This window comes from Pseudomonas sp. FP2300, from assembly GCF_030687595.1.
GTDB lineage: Bacteria > Pseudomonadota > Gammaproteobacteria > Pseudomonadales > Pseudomonadaceae > Aquipseudomonas > Aquipseudomonas bijieensis.
In genome coordinates this window covers 2,380,523-2,395,683 of the sequence record NZ_CP117440.1, presented here as the reverse complement: position 1 = coordinate 2,395,683, position 15,161 = coordinate 2,380,523, and the positions used below count along the sequence as shown (strand labels likewise).

Sequence of the window (15,161 nt, the reverse complement as noted above, 5' to 3'; positions counted from 1 at the left end):
CGCTTGCAACCCAAACGTGCCCCGACCGCCTTCATCCTCTGGAATCAATCAGTTGATGGAATGATTTTTCACCGTGCTTTCCACCAGGTCCAGCATCTGTCCCAGGGCCCAGGGTTTGGCAATGAACGATGCGTGGTGCTTGATTCCAGCGCTTTCCGGCGTCTCGTAACCGGACATGATCAGCAACGGTATCTGCGGCCAGCGGTCTCCGGTCAGGTTGGCCAGGTCCGCGCCGTCGATCCTGCCGGGCATGGTGATGTCGGTGAGCAGCAGGTCCACGTAGTGGGCGCTCTCTTCGAGGAACGTCAGCGCCGCATCGGCGCTTTCCCGAGGCTCCACGACGAACCCTTCCTCCTCCAGGATCTCGCAGAGGAACTCCAGGATCGTGGGATCGTCTTCCACGACGAGAATCAAACGTGTAGTCGCCTGACCATTGCCATTTGGCATCGAATTCATGAAAGTGACTCTCCTTGACCTCATAAACCTTCTTTGCGGGATCAACCGCCTTGAAGTTATGAGCGATGCCCCTGCGAGAAATTCATTCTGCGTGCCAACTGGCCGCCGAATGTCACGCCAGCCCTCTTGGCAACGCAGCGCAACGTTTTTATCTGTATATCCATACAGATAAAACTTGCCCTGACGCGCATCCATGACCATGCTACAGCCCCATGAAATCTGCTCAGGAAAAAGGGTGCTATGCAGCTGTACCTGTGTGAAAAACCGTCCCAGGCCAAGGACATCGCCGCTGTACTCGGCGCCACGCGCCGTGGCGACGGTTGCTGGCTGGGCCCCGGCGTCACGGTCACCTGGTGCATCGGCCATCTGCTGGAAACCGCCCCGCCCGATGCCTACGATGCCCGCTACAAGCGCTGGGTCCTGGCCGACCTGCCCATCGTGCCCGCGCAATGGAAAATGACCGTCAAGCCGAAAACCGCCAGTCAGTACAAAGCGGTCAAGCGCCTGCTGGGGGAAGCGAAGGAGTTGGTCATCGCTACCGACGCCGACCGTGAAGGCGAAATGATCGCCCGGGAGCTGGTGGAACATTGCCGCTATCGCGGGCCAATCCGACGGCTATGGCTGTCGGCCCTGGACGAAGCGTCGATCCGCAAGGCCCTGGCCGCCCTCAAGCCGGGCATCGAAACCTTCAACCTGTATCACTCGGCCCTGGGCCGTTCCCGGGCCGACTGGCTGATCGGCATGAACATGAGTCGCCTGTTCACCCTGCTGGGGCGCCAGTCCGGCTACCAGGGTGTGTTGCCGGTAGGGCGCGTGCAGACCCCGACGCTGCGGCTGGTGGTGGACCGCGACCGCAGCATCGCCGACTTCGTGCCGGTCGCCTATTGGGCCATCGACGTGCAACTGAGCCACGAAGGTACGGCATTCATCGCCCAGTGGCGCGCCGATCCGGATGCCTGCGACGACCAGGAGCGCTGCCTGAACCAGGCCCTGGCCCGGGACGCCGCCCAAGCCATGGGCAACGCCGCCACCGCCCGGACGCTGAAGGTGCGCACCGAGCGCCTGCGCGAAGCGGCACCGTTGCCCTTCGACCTGGGCACGCTACAGGAGGTCTGCTCGAAGAAACTTGGCCTCGGTGCCCAGGAAACCCTGGACATTGCCCAGTCGCTCTACGAGACCTACAAGCTCATCACCTACCCGCGCAGCGATTGCGGTTTCCTGCCCTTGAGCCAGCACAGTGAAGCACCGGCCATCCTGGCCGCCCTCGCCCAGGCCGACCCGAGCCTGGCGCCGCTGCGCGAGCACCTGCAGCCGCAGCGCAAGTCCCGGGCCTGGAACGACGCCAAGGTCAGTGCTCACCACGGCATCATTCCCACCGCCGCCGCCAAGAACCTCGACAAGCTCGCCGGCAAACAGCGAGCGGTCTATACGCTGATTCGCGCGCGCTACCTGGCGCAGTTCCTGCCCAACCACGAATACGACCGGACCCAGGCCGACTTCGACTGTGCCGGCCAGGCGCTGCGTGCCGTGGGCAAGCAGATCGTCGAACCCGGCTGGAAACGCGCCCTGCCCGAAGCGCTGGCGCCGGCACGGGGCCGTGAAGCACCGGCACCGCAAACCCTGCCGGCATTGGCCGAAGGTCGCGATTGCGCGGTGGATGAGGTGAAACCCAAGGACCTGTGGACCCAACCCCCCAAGCCCTTCACCGAAGGCGACTTGATCAAGGCAATGAAGAACGTCGCCAAACTGGTGGAGGATCCGCTGCTCAAGCAAAAGCTCAAGGACACCACCGGCATCGGCACCGAAGCGACCCGGGCCTCGATCATCCAGGGGCTGCTCGACCGCGGTTACCTGGTGAAAAACGGCAAGGCCTTGTCCGCGACCCCGACGGCGTTCAGCCTGATCGACGCCGTGCCCCGGGCCATCGCCGACCCGGGCACCACCGCCATCTGGGAACAGGCGCTGGACATGGTGCAAAGCGGGGAAATGAGCCTGGAAGAATTCGTGACCCGGCAAGCCGCCTGGATGAGCAAGCATGTCGCCCGCTGCCAGGGCATGAGCCTGACCATCAACGGCCCGGCCAGCCCCGCCGGGCGCGGCGCAACGCCGTGGAAGAACAAGCGCAAGCCAGCCAAGCGCAAGACAGGCGGCGCACCGCGCAAGGCGACTAAAGCCAAAGCGACCTGATGAATACGTGTTCGCCGTGTCGCCCTGTGGGAGCGAGCCTGCTCGCGATAGCGTTACTTGAATCACCTTGGATATCGACTGGTACACCGTCATCGCGAGCAGGCTCGCTCCCACAGGGATATCTGCCCTGAGCCAGAATTCTCATAACAAAACCATTTTGTCCGACAATATGTAGTGACCAAAAATAATCACTACAAAACCGTTGACGCCTCCGATTTGCCCTTGCATGATGCAGACGTCTCCCCGATCGGGAGTACAGGCAACTGTTTGAGCAAGCTCGTCTGACCGCCGAGCTGTTTTTTGGATAAGGGACTGCCCACAAGGCAGATTGAAGGTGCTGACCTGGCATGACCGTCCGGTAACAAGGACGAGAAACGTCGGCGAAGATCCTCATGACGCACGTGGTCGACCCTCGAAAGTTGACACTGGCTGAAGATTCTTCGCTGTTTCTCTTCGTTGTAGCGCATTTGCGTAGCGGCCCTTCGATAAACACTACACAACCGATGCATGACCCCGCCGAAGTTCGACGGACGAATGCTGACGACCTGGTTTCGGTATCAGGTGCCACTTACCGAGAAGCGAAGTTTTTGCGAACCACCAGACAGATCAACCAAATGGTCAAGGGGCTTACACATGAATCTGAATAATCAACCATCTATTGATGAACTGGCTCGCATGTTCGCAGCGCACAAGGACACTCTCGACAGCCATATCCTGTGGATCAGCAAGACTGGCCAGGTGCATATGGACTGCCTGTCTCCCTATACCCAGGAAGACGAGTTCGATAAGAACACACAAGACCTGTGTGCCCGGCTGAAGATGTACCGTCGCGGCCAGGGTTACGTCGGCAAGAAGGCCGCCGCGGACAAGGACTTCATGGGACGCGTCCTGCAGACGCTGACCCAGGCCTGGGAGTCGATGCAGAACACCTCGCAAGTGCGAGTCATCGACCGCCTCTGCTGATTGCACATGAATGAAACAGGGCCCGCTCCTCAACCAGGAGCGGGCCCTTTTTCGTGATGCCTAGAACACTGACCAGCCGATCCGCTGGCTCATCAACTCCAGCGCCGCCATGCCGGCCAGGGAGTTACCGGCGGCGTTGAGTTCCGGCGACCACACGCACACCGTGAACCGCCCCGGTACCACCGCGACAATCCCGCCGCCAACACCGCTCTTGCCCGGCAAGCCGACGCGATAAGCGAAATTGCCGGCCTCATCGTACAAGCCGCTGGTGGCCATGATGGAGTTGACCTGCTGGGTCTGCCGAGCGCTGAGAATCTGTTCGCCGCTGTGCTTGCAGAACCCATCGTTGGCCAGGAAGCAGAAAGCCCGTGCCAGGTCGATGCAACTCATCCGCAGGGCACAGTGGCTGAAATAACTGCGCAACACCGCTTCCACGTCGTTCTCAAAGTTACCGAACGATTGCATCAGGTACGCCATTGCCGCGTTCCGGGCGCGGTGCTGGTATTCCGACTCGGCGACCTTGCCATCCACCATCACCTGCGGGTTGCCCGACAGCCGCCGTACGAAATCGCGCATCGACAGCGCCGGCGCGGCGAAACGCGACTGGTTGATATCGCAGATAACCAAGGCGCCAGCGTTGATGAACGGGTTGCGCGGCCGACCGCGTTCGAATTCCAGTTGCACCAGGGAGTTGAAAGGTTGGCCGGATGGCTCATGGCCCAGGCGTTCCCAGATCGCTTCGCCGGAATGCCCGATGGCCTGCACCAGGCTGAACACCTTGGAAATACTCTGCACCGAAAACGCTGTTTCGGCGTCGCCAGCGCAATACATCTCGCCGTCGTTGCCATACACGGCAATACCCAACTGGTTGGGCGCCACAGTGCCCAGGGCCGGGATATAGTCGGCCACCTTTCCCTGACCAATCAGGGGGCGAACCGCATCAAGGATCTCGTTCAACAGTACTTGCATATGCGCGGGGTCCAGTCATTCCCCGTTCGAGTGCGGGGATACAGACGCTAGACGCTGGTAGGCGGGATCAGAGCACACTGATTATCAAGCTTCAGGCACACAACCCTGTAGCAAGGGAGCTGTGGGTGCAGACTTTGTGGGAGCAAGGCTTGCCCGCGATGAAGATGACATGGTCTATCTGGAACCGAGTCGCCTGCTTCGCGGGCAAGCCTTGCTCCCACAGGGTGTGGGCGTTTTCATGGACGCTTGTCGTCGAATCGAGCGGTCTATAGTTCAAAGGATCAATCGGCAGGAGTAGACGATGCGACAGATCATGCAAAAAGAACCCTGGTGGGCCTCGCCACCCAAGCCCGGGCAGGATGAAAGCGAGCTGGAATGGGGCTGGCTGGTGATCTACAGCGAAGGCGAGCCGCGCTTCGAATTCATCAAGGAGCGCCCATCGGACGAGCAGATCCGCCATCGCAAAGGTTGTCGCGTCACCCTTGGCTCAGAATGAGCTGGCCCATCACGGCTTGATGTCCGGCAATGCCACCGCTCGATTGGCCAGGTCCGCCTCCACCAGGCTGCCTTCTATTTCTTCGTCCAGGTAATACACCGGTGCCATTACCCCGCTGAGGGGATGCTTGAGTGACTTGAACCACGCCTCATCGAACGCAGCGCTCAGGCTTTTGCGGATCTGCGCCTCCATTTCCGGCCGCTCGCCCTCGTGAATGATCGCGCGAATACCCGCCACGCCCACCGAAATCAATGCCCCGGCCGCCTTCCCCGCCACGGCCGCCGCCGCGCCAGTCGCGCCTCGCGTGGCAAATTGCGCCTCGATTTTTTCGCTGGTGCGTTGCGCCACCGTTGCAATCACCGCCTCTGATGGCCCGGCACCTGTGGTAGCGGCCTTGTTGACGTGATCGATCAGGGCCGCATAAGCCGGCAGTGTGTTCAGCGGTTCGGCATGAATCACCTCGTACAACGAAGCGTTACGCGCCGCCGGCGGCCCCAGGTTGATAGCAGGAATACCGTGCAGGCGCCGATTCATCAGTTCGTTCGGGATTCGATGCCGCTGGGCGACAACCTGGACCTGTTGATTGAGCTGGCGAATGTAGTAGTCCGTCGCGGCGGCCCTGATCGCCTCGGGATCAATTTCCATCGCCACGGGTTCCAGCACCTGCTCGCGATATTGCTCTTGCAGGTAAACCGCCAGACGCCTGGCTGAGGAATCCTCCTCGCCCTTGGCACTGGCGGCATACCAACTGACCTTCACCGCCAGCCATTCCTGAGTCCAGTAGCTGCTGAACCAGGGGATGAATTGAGCCTCGGTGCGTTCATAGACCAACACACGCCAATGCTCCATCGACCCGCGAGCGTAGAGGGCTGCCTGTTCGATAGCGCTTTTCGAAGCCGCGATGATCTGCTGGTCAACCTGTCGCCAAGTCTCCTGGGAAATTGCCACCGTGGCCGCCTGTTGACCGCGCTGTGGCGTGGCGCACCCCGCCAGAACGAGCACAATGGCCAACATCAGCGCACGCAGCACAGTCGCGCTACTCCGGGTTCAGGTCATCTACCGGTTGAGTATAGGTCGCGAGAAACAGGGATCCGGGCTAGACACACAAAACCAATGTGGGAGCGAGCTTGCTCGCTCCCACAGGATGTAATCCAGCAGGTATTTGGCTGGCCTTCAACCCAACGCCGTGTCTAGAAACATCATCACCGCAAACCCCATCATCAACCCCAAGGTGGCCGGTGTTTCATGGCCGTTGCGGTGGGTTTCGGGAATCACTTCGTGGGACACCACGAAGATCATCGCCCCGGCCGCCAGGCCCAGGCTGATGGGATAGGCCACGGCCACCCCCGAAGACATGCCCAGGCCGATCACCGACCCTAGAGGCTCCATCAACCCCGAGCCCACGGCAATCAGCGCGGCACGCAAGGTACTGATGCCGGTGACCCGCAGCGCCATGGCAATGGCGAGGCCTTCGGGAATGTCCTGGATGGCAATGGCGGTGGTCAGGGGCAGACCGACCTTGAAATCGCCGTCGGCAAAACTGACGCCGATGGCCATACCTTCTGGCAAGTTATGCAAGGTGATGGCGAGTACGAACAACCAGACACGATTGATGCGTTCGACTTGCGGACCGCGCCGGCCACTCAACTCGTGCTCGTGGGGGACGAAACGGTCGAGACCGATCATCAAGGCGACGCCCAGCCCCAATCCCACCACGACGACAAACGCGGCAAGCAACTGATTACCGCAAATGACCTGTGCCGCCTCGATCCCCGGCAAAATCAGTGAGAAGGAACTGGCGGCGAGCATCATGCCCGCGGCGAACCCCAGCATGATGTCCTGGGTACGGGAGGAGATATCCCGCAATACCACCGCCATCACAGCCCCCAATGCGGTGGCGGCGAAGCCGGACGTGCCGCCCAGTACCGCATACCCCAGGTTTTGCCGATCAGCCCCAACCAGTGCGTTGTAGCCGCTGTAGAGCAACAACGCGGCAACCAACGCCAACCCCAGCCAGAAGGTTACCCCTAGCACCAGATTGTTTTGCACAGGATCCAGCCAGGTACGCCAGGGTGATCGGATCCGGGAAGTGGGCTGGTCCATTGAAAGTCCTTAACTGGTTGAGCGGTCAAACAGAATTCTCAGGCGAGGGAGCCGGGCCCCCTCGCCGGTTTCCTACAGTTTGTCACCTTGCATTCCTGAACCCAAGTCGGCGCCGGTGGTGGGGTCGCTATCGGGGTTGGACATGGTCCGCGCCTTCATGTCCATCAACAGCGCTTCGTCTTTTTTACTCAACTGGACGCTGGCCAGTCCATCGCCACCGTCCACCGCTGGCGTTGGATTCTCCACGAACTCCCAGTCATCGCCCTGGTTCCATGGACCACGCACGGTAGGTTCGCCCTGGGACATGTTGAAATACACATGACTGAATTCCGGCATACCCGGCAATTTGCCTTGCGGGAAATTGGGCTGGATCGAGTGCAAGGCTTTTTCGAACGACAACTGATGCGCGATTTCACGGGTCATCAAAAAGCCGAGCGCTTCTTTTACCCCGGGATCATCGGTGAGGTTCATCAACCGTTCATAGATGATTTTCGCCCGGGCCTCAGCAGCAATGTTCGAGCGCATGTCCGCCGTTGGTTCGCCGATGGTGTCGACATAGGCGGCAGTCCAGGGCACACCGGCGGAGTTGGTCAGCGGCGAGCCGGCGCCATACAAGAGGCTGGTGATGTGCGAGTCATTACCGGCACCGTTGATGTCCCGGTACAACTGCCCCTCCTTCTCCACGCCTTCAGCCATTCTGCCCTTGGCACCCTTGTTCAACATCACGATGATCGAACCGATCACCTCCAGATGACTGAGCTCTTCGGTGGCAATGTCCATCAGCAAATCCTTGCGACCTGGATCGTCCTCGGACAAGGCCTGGGTGAAATAACGCGATGCCGCCGCCAATTCCCCTTGGGCCCCGCCGAACTGCTCGAGCAGCAGATTGGCGAGTCCGGGATTGGGCTCAGCGACACGCACGGTGTACTGCAATCGTTTGTTATGTAGAAACATGATTGAACTCCTCGTTCAGGTACACGGCATGAGAACACTGCCGACGGCAGGCCCATGAAAGTCTGAAGAAATTAAATGAATAAAATTTAGTTTTTATTCAAAACAGAAGACGAGTGGCTTATTGCAACGCAAGCACACGCACTTATTTTTCAAACAATAAATCCATCAGCGAAGTCGGGCATGAATACCCGACTTAATATCACCGCCGAAACAGGTCCCAGCCCAATCGCACGGGACCTGCGAGACTACGAAACATTAGGAATTACGACCGCCACCGCGGCTGTTTTCGCCGCCTTTCCTGCCGGCTTCGGAGGCTTTTTCCCGGTCGTTGGCAAAGTTGCCACCCGAGGCCTGGCCACCTTTTCGGCCAGCTTCAGAAGCCCGTTCTGGGTCGTTGGCAAAGTTCCCCCCCGAGGCTTGCCCGCCTTTGCGTCCGGCTTCTGCGGCGCGCTGCGGGTCGTTGGCAAAATTGCCGCCAGAGGCCTGGCCACCCTTGCGTCCAGCCTCGGAAGCGCGCTCAGGATTGTTGGCAAAATTGCCTCCTGATGCTTGGCCGCCCTTTTTCCCGGCTTCCGATGCCTTCTCACGATCGTTAGCGAAATTGCCAGGGTTGTTATTACCTGTGTTAGCCATTTCATTCACCTCGTTTAGTTGATATCAACGAGTCTCGTTGACTCGTCTTATTCGGAAAACATGACGCCACCAAGGTTTTAAGAGAACGTGTCAAACGGCGACGAATGGTCAATACTTCTATTTGCACCGAAGCCTTGATAGTTATTGCAACAGGCTATTAAACAAGCGGCGACCGATTAACAGCCTTAACACTAAAACTTCATCCAACGAAAAACCCACATGGTTCCACGGAAAAAACAGTGCGTGTCTTTCCACGCTGTCCGCCAAAGGCCGGGTGCCGCCAGCACCCCATTGCACCGGTCTCGTCACCCTGGCCTCGCGCCGTTCCAGGAAGCCAAAACTCGCGGGCTGCCGGTGTTGTTCTGCACCACCACACTGACCGGCTTGCGGTGTCCGGATCCCCTGTCGCCGAGACCCGGATTCAAGAATGCTCAGGGTGAAATCGGATCGCTCGCCGGAAAGGTTTCCTCCAGTGCATCATCCAGTTGATTGTCAGTGATATCGCGCTCACCGACCTTGCCGCTGCGCTCGCAATGGCAGTCCGGTGCCGGACACGGTTCACCGTTGGGGTGCTGTTCGGCGCAGGCCTGGCTGCAATAAGCCTCGCCGTCGTGATTGAAGACCCGCTGTGGATCGACATCACAATGACAATCGGGACAGCCACACTTTAATTCGCTCATGTCTTTCTCCTGAATGGATCGACGTTGCGTTCAAGAGGACCCCGCCAGCAACTGCACCTCCAGATTTGCCGCCGCCACACCGTGATTCGCTACATACACGTCAGCGGTCCAACCCTTGGTCAAGTTGTGATAGGGCTGTGTGCCCAGGGCGGTGCCGCTGTCCCACGCGATGACATCACCAATATCGATGTCATTGGCCGAACTCAGCTCGAAAACGGTATGGCCATCCTCCTGGTCCACATACACGCCCACCATCGCACTCTGACGATTGATGGCGCGTACTTCACCGGTGGTCCGCTCGTATTTCTCCTTTTTCGGCGGCGCCCCAGGTGTCCGCAAATAAGCGTCCGGATGCTCTTTCATGCTCAGCGCTTAGCCTCGGTATGCGGACTGGCCGAACGTTCGAGGAACGCCTGGGTGATCTCCGGCAGGTGTTCGCGCAACCACTCGGCCATGGCGATTTCCTGGGGCAGGATCTGTTCGCAGGCCCGTTGTGTTTCCACGTCGCCGGCCACTTTCGCTGCCTCGATCAGCACGGTGTAGGAGGCTATTTCCAGGTTCTCGAACACATAGCCACTCATGGCGCCCTTGACCACTTCGTCACTCATCGTCATGCCACCGACCGCCTGGCCGAAGGCCATGAGCTTGGCGGCCAGGTCCTTGAGCGTGGAGGTACTCCCGCCCAGGCGCTTTATGCATTGCTCCACCAACTTTTGCTGGCCGAGGGTTTCTTGCAAGTGCTCCTCGATCCGGGCCTTGAGCGCTGGATAATGTTCGAGGCGTTCCGCTTGGGCCTTGAGCATTTTTTCCGCTTGTTGCTCCATGGCATGGGCATCGTTGAGCCAGTCCAGCAGGTTCTCTTTTGGCGTTGCCATTCCCTTCTCCTTAGCCGTGGTCGCCACTGCATCGCAGCGCGACGATTCTGAGGTACCGCACATAGAAGTGGATGTCGCCGGGCCGGGGAAAGTTTGAAGCAACCGTCGCGCTGAGCGACGAAAGGCGTCAGCGCGCTTTCCCTGGACAACCGCAGTGCTAACCTCAACGGTTCCAGGCCAGCGGAGACACCCACATGCCCGACGATCTTCACCGTGAACCGATCGATCAGTTGCGAGAACACATGGCCGGGCGCCATTTCCTGGTCCTCACCGGTGCCGGTATCAGCACACCGTCGGGCATCCCCGATTACCGCGACAGCGACGGTGTACGCCGGGGTCGACAACCCATGATGTACCAGGAGTTCCTCGCCAAACCCGAGGCGCGGCGACGCTATTGGGCGCGGGCCATGCTGGGCTGGCCACGGGTGCGACAAGCACGGCCGAATGCAGCCCACGAGGCCTTGGCGGCGCTACAGGCCGAACAGCGCATCAGTGGTCTGATCACCCAGAACGTCGACACATTGCACGACCAGGCCGGCAGCCAGGACGTGATCGAACTCCACGGCAGCCTGCACCGTGTGCTCTGCCTGGATTGTGAGCAGCGCAGCGAACGGCAGCAGATCCAATTGTTGATGGAAGCGCAAAATCCCTATCTGGCCGGAGTCGATGCAGTGCAGGCTCCGGACGGCGACACCCTGCTGGACCCGGCGTTCGAGGCGCGCTTCCAGGTACCCCGCTGCCCCCACTGCGGCGGCGAGCGGTTGAAGCCCGACGTGGTGTTTTTCGGCGAGAACGTTGCCGCCGCCACCGCCGCGCGCGCCACCCGGGCCGTCGAGGAAGCGGAAGGCCTGCTGGTGGTGGGCTCGTCGTTGATGGCCTGGTCGGCGTTTCGCCTGTGCCGGGCGATCAAGGACCAGGGCAAGCCGCTGCTGGCGATCAACCGGGGCAGGACCCGGGCTGATGAGTTGCTGGATTTGAAGCTGGAGGAGCCATGCGAGGAGTTGCTGCCTTTACTGACACATCGCCAGTTCTAACGAACAACCCAGCCCCCCTGTGGGAGCGGGCTTGCTCGCGAAAGCGGAGTATCAGTCGACATCAATGCTGAATGTTCCACCGTCTTCGCGAGCAAGCCCGCTCCCACAAAAGCTCGGTACTCAGCGTATGGCCAACTGTGCACCAAGATCCTGATCCCTGAGCGTATCGAACAACGCCTGCGCCGCCGCCGACAGTTCATGCCCCGGCTTGGTCAGTACCCCGATGGCCCGTTCGATCACCGGATCGCTCAAGGTGATGCAACGGGCGCCCAGCTCGTGCATCTGGCCGACGCACAACGCTGGTACCGCACTGACCCCCAACCCGCTGGCGACCATCCGCCCGACGGTCGCCAGTTGATGGCTCTCGAACTCCACGGGCAGCTTCATGCCCCGAGCCCGCAGATGTTCTTCCAGCATCACACGCACGGTGGATGGCCGTTGCAAGGTGATAAACGGCTGTTCCAGCAAGGTCTGCCAGTGGATTTCACGCAACTGGGCCAGCGGTGAATCCAGCGGCACCACCGCGACGAAGCGATCGAGATACAAGGGCGTGAACGCCAATGACGAACCCTGCATCGGTTCGAACGCCACGCCCAATTCGACATGCCGGTCACGGACCATTTCCAGCACCTGTTCATTGATCACATCGTTGACCGTGACGTTGACATTCGGATAACGGGCGCGGAAGGTCTTGAGGATCGGTGGCAACAGGTTGCCGGCAAACGACGGCATCGCCGCCAACGTCACGCGACCACGCTGCAAGGTGAAGCGCTGGCGCATTTCGTCCTCCGCATTGTCCCAGTCGGCGATCAGCCGCCGGGCCAGGGGCAACAAGGATTCGCCTTCAGGGGTCAGTGCGACGTTACGGGTATTGCGACTGAACAAGCGTCCGCCCAGGCCTTCTTCCAAGGCCTTGATGGTCAGGCTCAGGGCTGACTGGGACAGATGCAATCGCTCGCAAGCCACGGCGAAACTCAGGCTCTGGGCCACGGCGAGGAAGGCGCGGACTTGCTTAAGGGTCATGGGCGCTCGGTGTCCGGTTGTGTCGAAGGGAGAACTATTGAGTTTTATCAATCAATCCAATCTAAAAATCAACTTAACAAATATATGAGTTGGCGCAACACTGCATCTCATTGCGACCCCATCAAGAATAAAAGAGGTGTCTATGGCAGGTTTCGACAAACGCGTGAGTTCCTATGAAGAGGCGCTGGAAGGCTTGAAGGACGGCATGACCGTCATCGCCGGCGGCTTCGGCCTCTGCGGTATCCCGGAAAACCTGATCGCCGAGATCAAGCGCAAGGGCATCCGCGACCTCACCGTGGTCTCCAACAACTGTGGCGTCGACGGTTTCGGCCTCGGCGTGCTGCTGGAAGACCGGCAGATCCGCAAGGTGGTGGCCTCCTACGTGGGCGAAAACGCCCTCTTCGAGAAGCAACTGCTGAGCGGCGAAATCGAAGTCGTACTCACCCCCCAAGGCACCCTCGCCGAAAAAATGCGCGCCGGTGGCGCCGGCATCCCGGCCTTCTTCACCGCCACCGGCGTCGGCACGCCAGTGGCCGAAGGCAAGGAAGTGCGTGAATTCCATGGCCGCCAGTACCTGATGGAAGAATCCATCACCGGCGATTTCGCCATCGTCAAAGGCTGGAAAGCCGACCATTTCGGCAACGTGATCTATCGCCACACCGCCCAGAACTTCAACCCGCTGGCCGCCACGGCGGGCAAGATCACCGTGGTGGAAGTCGAAGAAATCGTCGAACCCGGCGAGCTGGACCCGACACAGATCCACACCCCTGGCATCTACGTCGACCGGGTCATTTGCGGCACGTTCGAGAAGCGCATCGAACAGCGCACCGTGCGTAAGTGATCCCCTGCCCCCGGCCCGAATGAAGGAATAACAACATGGCACTTTCCCGCGAACAAATGGCTCAGCGCGTCGCCCGCGAAATGCAGGACGGCTACTACGTGAACCTGGGCATCGGCATTCCGACCCTGGTCGCCAACTACATCCCCGAAGGCATGGAAGTCATGCTGCAATCGGAAAACGGCTTGCTTGGCATGGGCGCGTTTCCCACCGAAGCCGAAGTCGACGCCGACATGATCAACGCCGGCAAGCAGACCGTCACCGCGCGCATCGGCGCGTCGATCTTCTCTTCGGCCGAATCGTTTGCCATGATCCGTGGCGGCCACATCGACCTGACCGTGCTCGGCGCGTTCGAAGTGGATGTGGAAGGCAACATTGCCTCGTGGATGATCCCCGGCAAGCTGGTCAAGGGCATGGGCGGCGCGATGGACCTGGTGGCCGGCGCCGAGAACATCATCGTTACCATGACCCACGCGTCCAAGGACGGCGAGTCGAAACTGCTGCCACGTTGCAGCCTGCCGCTGACGGGCGCCGGTTGCATCAAGCGCGTGCTGACCGACTTGGCCTACCTGGAAATCCAGGACGGCGCCTTCATCCTGAAAGAACGTGCCCCGGGCGTCAGCGTCGAGGAAATCGTCGCCAAGACCGCCGGCAAATTGATCGTGCCGGACCATGTGCCTGAAATGCAGTTCGCTGCCCAGTGAGGAGAGATTCGATGCAAGAAGTCGTGATTGTCGCCGCTACCCGTACCGCCATCGGCAGTTTCCAGGGTTCGTTGGCTTCCATCCCCGCACCGGAGCTCGGTGCCGCGGTGATTCGGCGCCTGCTGGAGCAAACCGGCCTGTCCGGCGAGCAGGTCGATGAAGTGATCCTCGGCCAGGTGCTGACCGCAGGCTCGGGACAGAACCCGGCGCGCCAGGCGTCGATCCTCGCCGGCCTGCCCCACGCGGTGCCGGCGCTGACCCTGAACAAGGTCTGCGGTTCGGGCCTCAAGGCGTTGCACCTGGGCGCCCAGGCGATCCGCTGTGGCGACGCAGAGGTCATCATCGCCGGCGGCATGGAGAACATGAGCCTGGCCCCCTACGTACTGCCGGCCGCCCGCACCGGCCTGCGCATGGGCCACGCGAAGATGATCGACAGCATGATCACCGACGGTTTGTGGGATGCCTTCAACGACTACCACATGGGCATCACCGCCGAGAACCTGGTGGACAAGTACGGCATCAGCCGTGAGGAGCAGGACGCTTTCGCCGCCGCTTCCCAACAGAAGGCCGTGGCCGCCATCGAGGGTGGTCGGTTCGCCGATGAGATCACGCCGATTCTTATTCCCCAGCGCAAAGGCGATCCCGTGGCGTTCGCCACCGACGAACAACCACGCGCCGGCACCACCGCCGAATCCCTGGGCAAGCTCAAGCCTGCCTTCAAGAAGGACGGCAGCGTCACCGCCGGCAACGCTTCGTCGCTGAACGATGGCGCTGCCGCGGTGATCCTGATGAGCGCGGAAAAAGCCAAGGCCCTGGGCCTGCCCGTGCTGGCAAAGATCAGCGCCTATGCCAATGCTGGCGTCGACCCGGCGATCATGGGCATTGGCCCGGTTTCGGCCACCCGTCGCTGCCTGGACAAGGCCGGCTGGTCGCTGGAGCAACTGGACCTGGTCGAAGCCAACGAAGCCTTCGCCGCCCAGTCGCTGGCCGTGGCCCGGGAATTGAAATGGGACATGGACAAGGTCAACGTCAATGGCGGCGCCATCGCCCTGGGCCACCCTATCGGCGCATCGGGATGCCGGGTCCTGGTGTCGCTGCTGCATGAAATGATCAAGCGCGACGCCAAGAAAGGCCTCGCGACACTGTGCATCGGCGGCGGCCAAGGCGTGGCCCTGGCGCTGGAGCGGGCGTAACCGACACAGGTTCAACGGTGGTTGTGCGGACCCACGAATATCCGCACGACCGC

The 15,161-nt window shown here is 60.6% G+C and carries 17 protein-coding genes; 7 read left to right on the top strand and 10 right to left on the bottom strand.

Going from position 1 to position 15,161, the window contains the following annotated elements; all coding sequences use genetic code 11:
• Positions 1–48: 48 nt before the first annotated feature.
• The gene (locus tag PSH86_RS10730; protein WP_109751756.1) at positions 49–456 is read right to left on the bottom strand and encodes a response regulator; all 408 of its coding nucleotides are present in this window, start codon (positions 454–456) and stop codon (positions 49–51) included.
• 240 nt (positions 457–696) lie between these two features.
• Here PSH86_RS10730 and PSH86_RS10725 point away from each other — a divergent pair, with 240 nt between their 5' ends.
• Positions 697–2,643 carry a DNA topoisomerase III gene (locus PSH86_RS10725; RefSeq protein ID WP_305489620.1) on the top strand — a complete coding sequence of 649 codons (1,947 nt, stop codon included), beginning with the start codon at positions 697–699 and terminating at the stop codon, positions 2,641–2,643.
• A 633-nt stretch (positions 2,644–3,276) separates the two neighbouring features.
• On the top strand, positions 3,277–3,606 hold the full coding sequence (locus PSH86_RS10720) for a hypothetical protein (RefSeq protein ID WP_109751754.1): 330 nt from the start codon (positions 3,277–3,279) through the stop codon (positions 3,604–3,606).
• 60 nt (positions 3,607–3,666) lie between these two features.
• Here the strand turns inward: PSH86_RS10720 and glsB are convergent, their stop codons facing one another.
• On the bottom strand, positions 3,667–4,575 hold the full coding sequence (glsB, locus tag PSH86_RS10715; protein WP_109751753.1) for a glutaminase B: 909 nt from the start codon (positions 4,573–4,575) through the stop codon (positions 3,667–3,669).
• Between the two features lie 301 nt (positions 4,576–4,876).
• Between glsB and PSH86_RS10710 the strand changes: the two genes are divergently transcribed.
• Entirely contained in the window at positions 4,877–5,071 is a 195-nt protein-coding gene (locus tag PSH86_RS10710; RefSeq protein WP_058545342.1) for a hypothetical protein, read from the top strand.
• A gap of 9 nt (positions 5,072–5,080) precedes the next feature.
• Here the strand turns inward: PSH86_RS10710 and PSH86_RS10705 are convergent, their stop codons facing one another.
• The 7 genes from PSH86_RS10705 to PSH86_RS10675 form a co-directional block, all read right to left on the bottom strand.
• Positions 5,081–6,100, bottom strand: a complete 1,020-nt coding sequence (locus PSH86_RS10705; protein ID WP_176688200.1) for a hypothetical protein — start codon at positions 6,098–6,100, stop codon at positions 5,081–5,083.
• A 144-nt stretch (positions 6,101–6,244) separates the two neighbouring features.
• Complete coding sequence (locus tag PSH86_RS10700; RefSeq protein ID WP_109751751.1) at positions 6,245–7,174, bottom strand: ZIP family metal transporter; 930 nt, start codon at positions 7,172–7,174, stop codon at positions 6,245–6,247.
• 72 nt (positions 7,175–7,246) lie between these two features.
• Positions 7,247–8,128: a manganese catalase family protein gene (locus PSH86_RS10695; RefSeq protein WP_109751750.1), complete on the bottom strand. Its 882-nt coding sequence runs from the start codon at positions 8,126–8,128 to the stop codon at positions 7,247–7,249.
• A 255-nt stretch (positions 8,129–8,383) separates the two neighbouring features.
• Positions 8,384–8,761 carry a general stress protein gene (locus PSH86_RS10690; protein ID WP_116831970.1) on the bottom strand — a complete coding sequence of 126 codons (378 nt, stop codon included), beginning with the start codon at positions 8,759–8,761 and terminating at the stop codon, positions 8,384–8,386.
• 431 nt (positions 8,762–9,192) lie between these two features.
• Positions 9,193–9,441: a metallothionein gene (locus PSH86_RS10685; protein WP_116831969.1), complete on the bottom strand. Its 249-nt coding sequence runs from the start codon at positions 9,439–9,441 to the stop codon at positions 9,193–9,195.
• Positions 9,442–9,471: 30 nt separating this feature from the next.
• A complete protein-coding gene (locus tag PSH86_RS10680) occupies positions 9,472–9,804 on the bottom strand; it encodes a hypothetical protein (protein WP_178082447.1) in 333 nt (110 codons plus the stop codon).
• Between the two features lie 2 nt (positions 9,805–9,806).
• Entirely contained in the window at positions 9,807–10,316 is a 510-nt protein-coding gene (locus PSH86_RS10675) for a ferritin-like domain-containing protein (protein ID WP_116831968.1), read from the bottom strand.
• Between the two features lie 194 nt (positions 10,317–10,510).
• Between PSH86_RS10675 and PSH86_RS10670 the strand changes: the two genes are divergently transcribed.
• Complete coding sequence (locus PSH86_RS10670; RefSeq protein ID WP_305489615.1) at positions 10,511–11,350, top strand: NAD-dependent protein deacetylase; 840 nt, start codon at positions 10,511–10,513, stop codon at positions 11,348–11,350.
• A 120-nt stretch (positions 11,351–11,470) separates the two neighbouring features.
• On the opposite strand, the gene PSH86_RS10665 is transcribed toward PSH86_RS10670, so the two are convergent.
• Positions 11,471–12,373: a LysR family transcriptional regulator gene (locus PSH86_RS10665; protein ID WP_116831966.1), complete on the bottom strand. Its 903-nt coding sequence runs from the start codon at positions 12,371–12,373 to the stop codon at positions 11,471–11,473.
• 142 nt (positions 12,374–12,515) lie between these two features.
• Between PSH86_RS10665 and PSH86_RS10660 the strand changes: the two genes are divergently transcribed.
• The 3 genes from PSH86_RS10660 to PSH86_RS10650 are packed head-to-tail and all read left to right on the top strand — an operon-like array spanning position 12,516 to position 15,108.
• On the top strand, positions 12,516–13,214 hold the full coding sequence (locus PSH86_RS10660; RefSeq protein ID WP_003200117.1) for a CoA transferase subunit A: 699 nt from the start codon (positions 12,516–12,518) through the stop codon (positions 13,212–13,214).
• A 35-nt stretch (positions 13,215–13,249) separates the two neighbouring features.
• Entirely contained in the window at positions 13,250–13,915 is a 666-nt protein-coding gene (locus tag PSH86_RS10655; RefSeq protein ID WP_003180355.1) for a CoA transferase subunit B, read from the top strand.
• Positions 13,916–13,926: 11 nt separating this feature from the next.
• Positions 13,927–15,108, top strand: coding sequence for an acetyl-CoA C-acetyltransferase (locus PSH86_RS10650; RefSeq protein WP_109751744.1), 1,182 nt, complete (start codon positions 13,927–13,929; stop codon positions 15,106–15,108).
• Positions 15,109–15,161: the final 53 nt, after the last annotated feature.

Coding starts and splice junctions, on each gene's coding strand:
- PSH86_RS10730 (WP_109751756.1), bottom strand. CDS start 456: ATGAATTCGATGCCAAATGGCAATGGTCAGGCGACTACACGTTTGATT.
- PSH86_RS10725 (WP_305489620.1), top strand. CDS start 697: ATGCAGCTGTACCTGTGTGAAAAACCGTCCCAGGCCAAGGACATCGCC.
- PSH86_RS10720 (WP_109751754.1), top strand. CDS start 3,277: ATGAATCTGAATAATCAACCATCTATTGATGAACTGGCTCGCATGTTC.
- glsB (WP_109751753.1), bottom strand. CDS start 4,575: ATGCAAGTACTGTTGAACGAGATCCTTGATGCGGTTCGCCCCCTGATT.
- PSH86_RS10710 (WP_058545342.1), top strand. CDS start 4,877: ATGCGACAGATCATGCAAAAAGAACCCTGGTGGGCCTCGCCACCCAAG.
- PSH86_RS10700 (WP_109751751.1), bottom strand. CDS start 7,174: ATGGACCAGCCCACTTCCCGGATCCGATCACCCTGGCGTACCTGGCTG.
- PSH86_RS10695 (WP_109751750.1), bottom strand. CDS start 8,128: ATGTTTCTACATAACAAACGATTGCAGTACACCGTGCGTGTCGCTGAG.
- PSH86_RS10690 (WP_116831970.1), bottom strand. CDS start 8,761: ATGGCTAACACAGGTAATAACAACCCTGGCAATTTCGCTAACGATCGT.
- PSH86_RS10685 (WP_116831969.1), bottom strand. CDS start 9,441: ATGAGCGAATTAAAGTGTGGCTGTCCCGATTGTCATTGTGATGTCGAT.
- PSH86_RS10680 (WP_178082447.1), bottom strand. CDS start 9,804: ATGAAAGAGCATCCGGACGCTTATTTGCGGACACCTGGGGCGCCGCCG.
- PSH86_RS10675 (WP_116831968.1), bottom strand. CDS start 10,316: ATGGCAACGCCAAAAGAGAACCTGCTGGACTGGCTCAACGATGCCCAT.
- PSH86_RS10670 (WP_305489615.1), top strand. CDS start 10,511: ATGCCCGACGATCTTCACCGTGAACCGATCGATCAGTTGCGAGAACAC.
- PSH86_RS10665 (WP_116831966.1), bottom strand. CDS start 12,373: ATGACCCTTAAGCAAGTCCGCGCCTTCCTCGCCGTGGCCCAGAGCCTG.
- PSH86_RS10660 (WP_003200117.1), top strand. CDS start 12,516: ATGGCAGGTTTCGACAAACGCGTGAGTTCCTATGAAGAGGCGCTGGAA.
- PSH86_RS10655 (WP_003180355.1), top strand. CDS start 13,250: ATGGCACTTTCCCGCGAACAAATGGCTCAGCGCGTCGCCCGCGAAATG.
- PSH86_RS10650 (WP_109751744.1), top strand. CDS start 13,927: ATGCAAGAAGTCGTGATTGTCGCCGCTACCCGTACCGCCATCGGCAGT.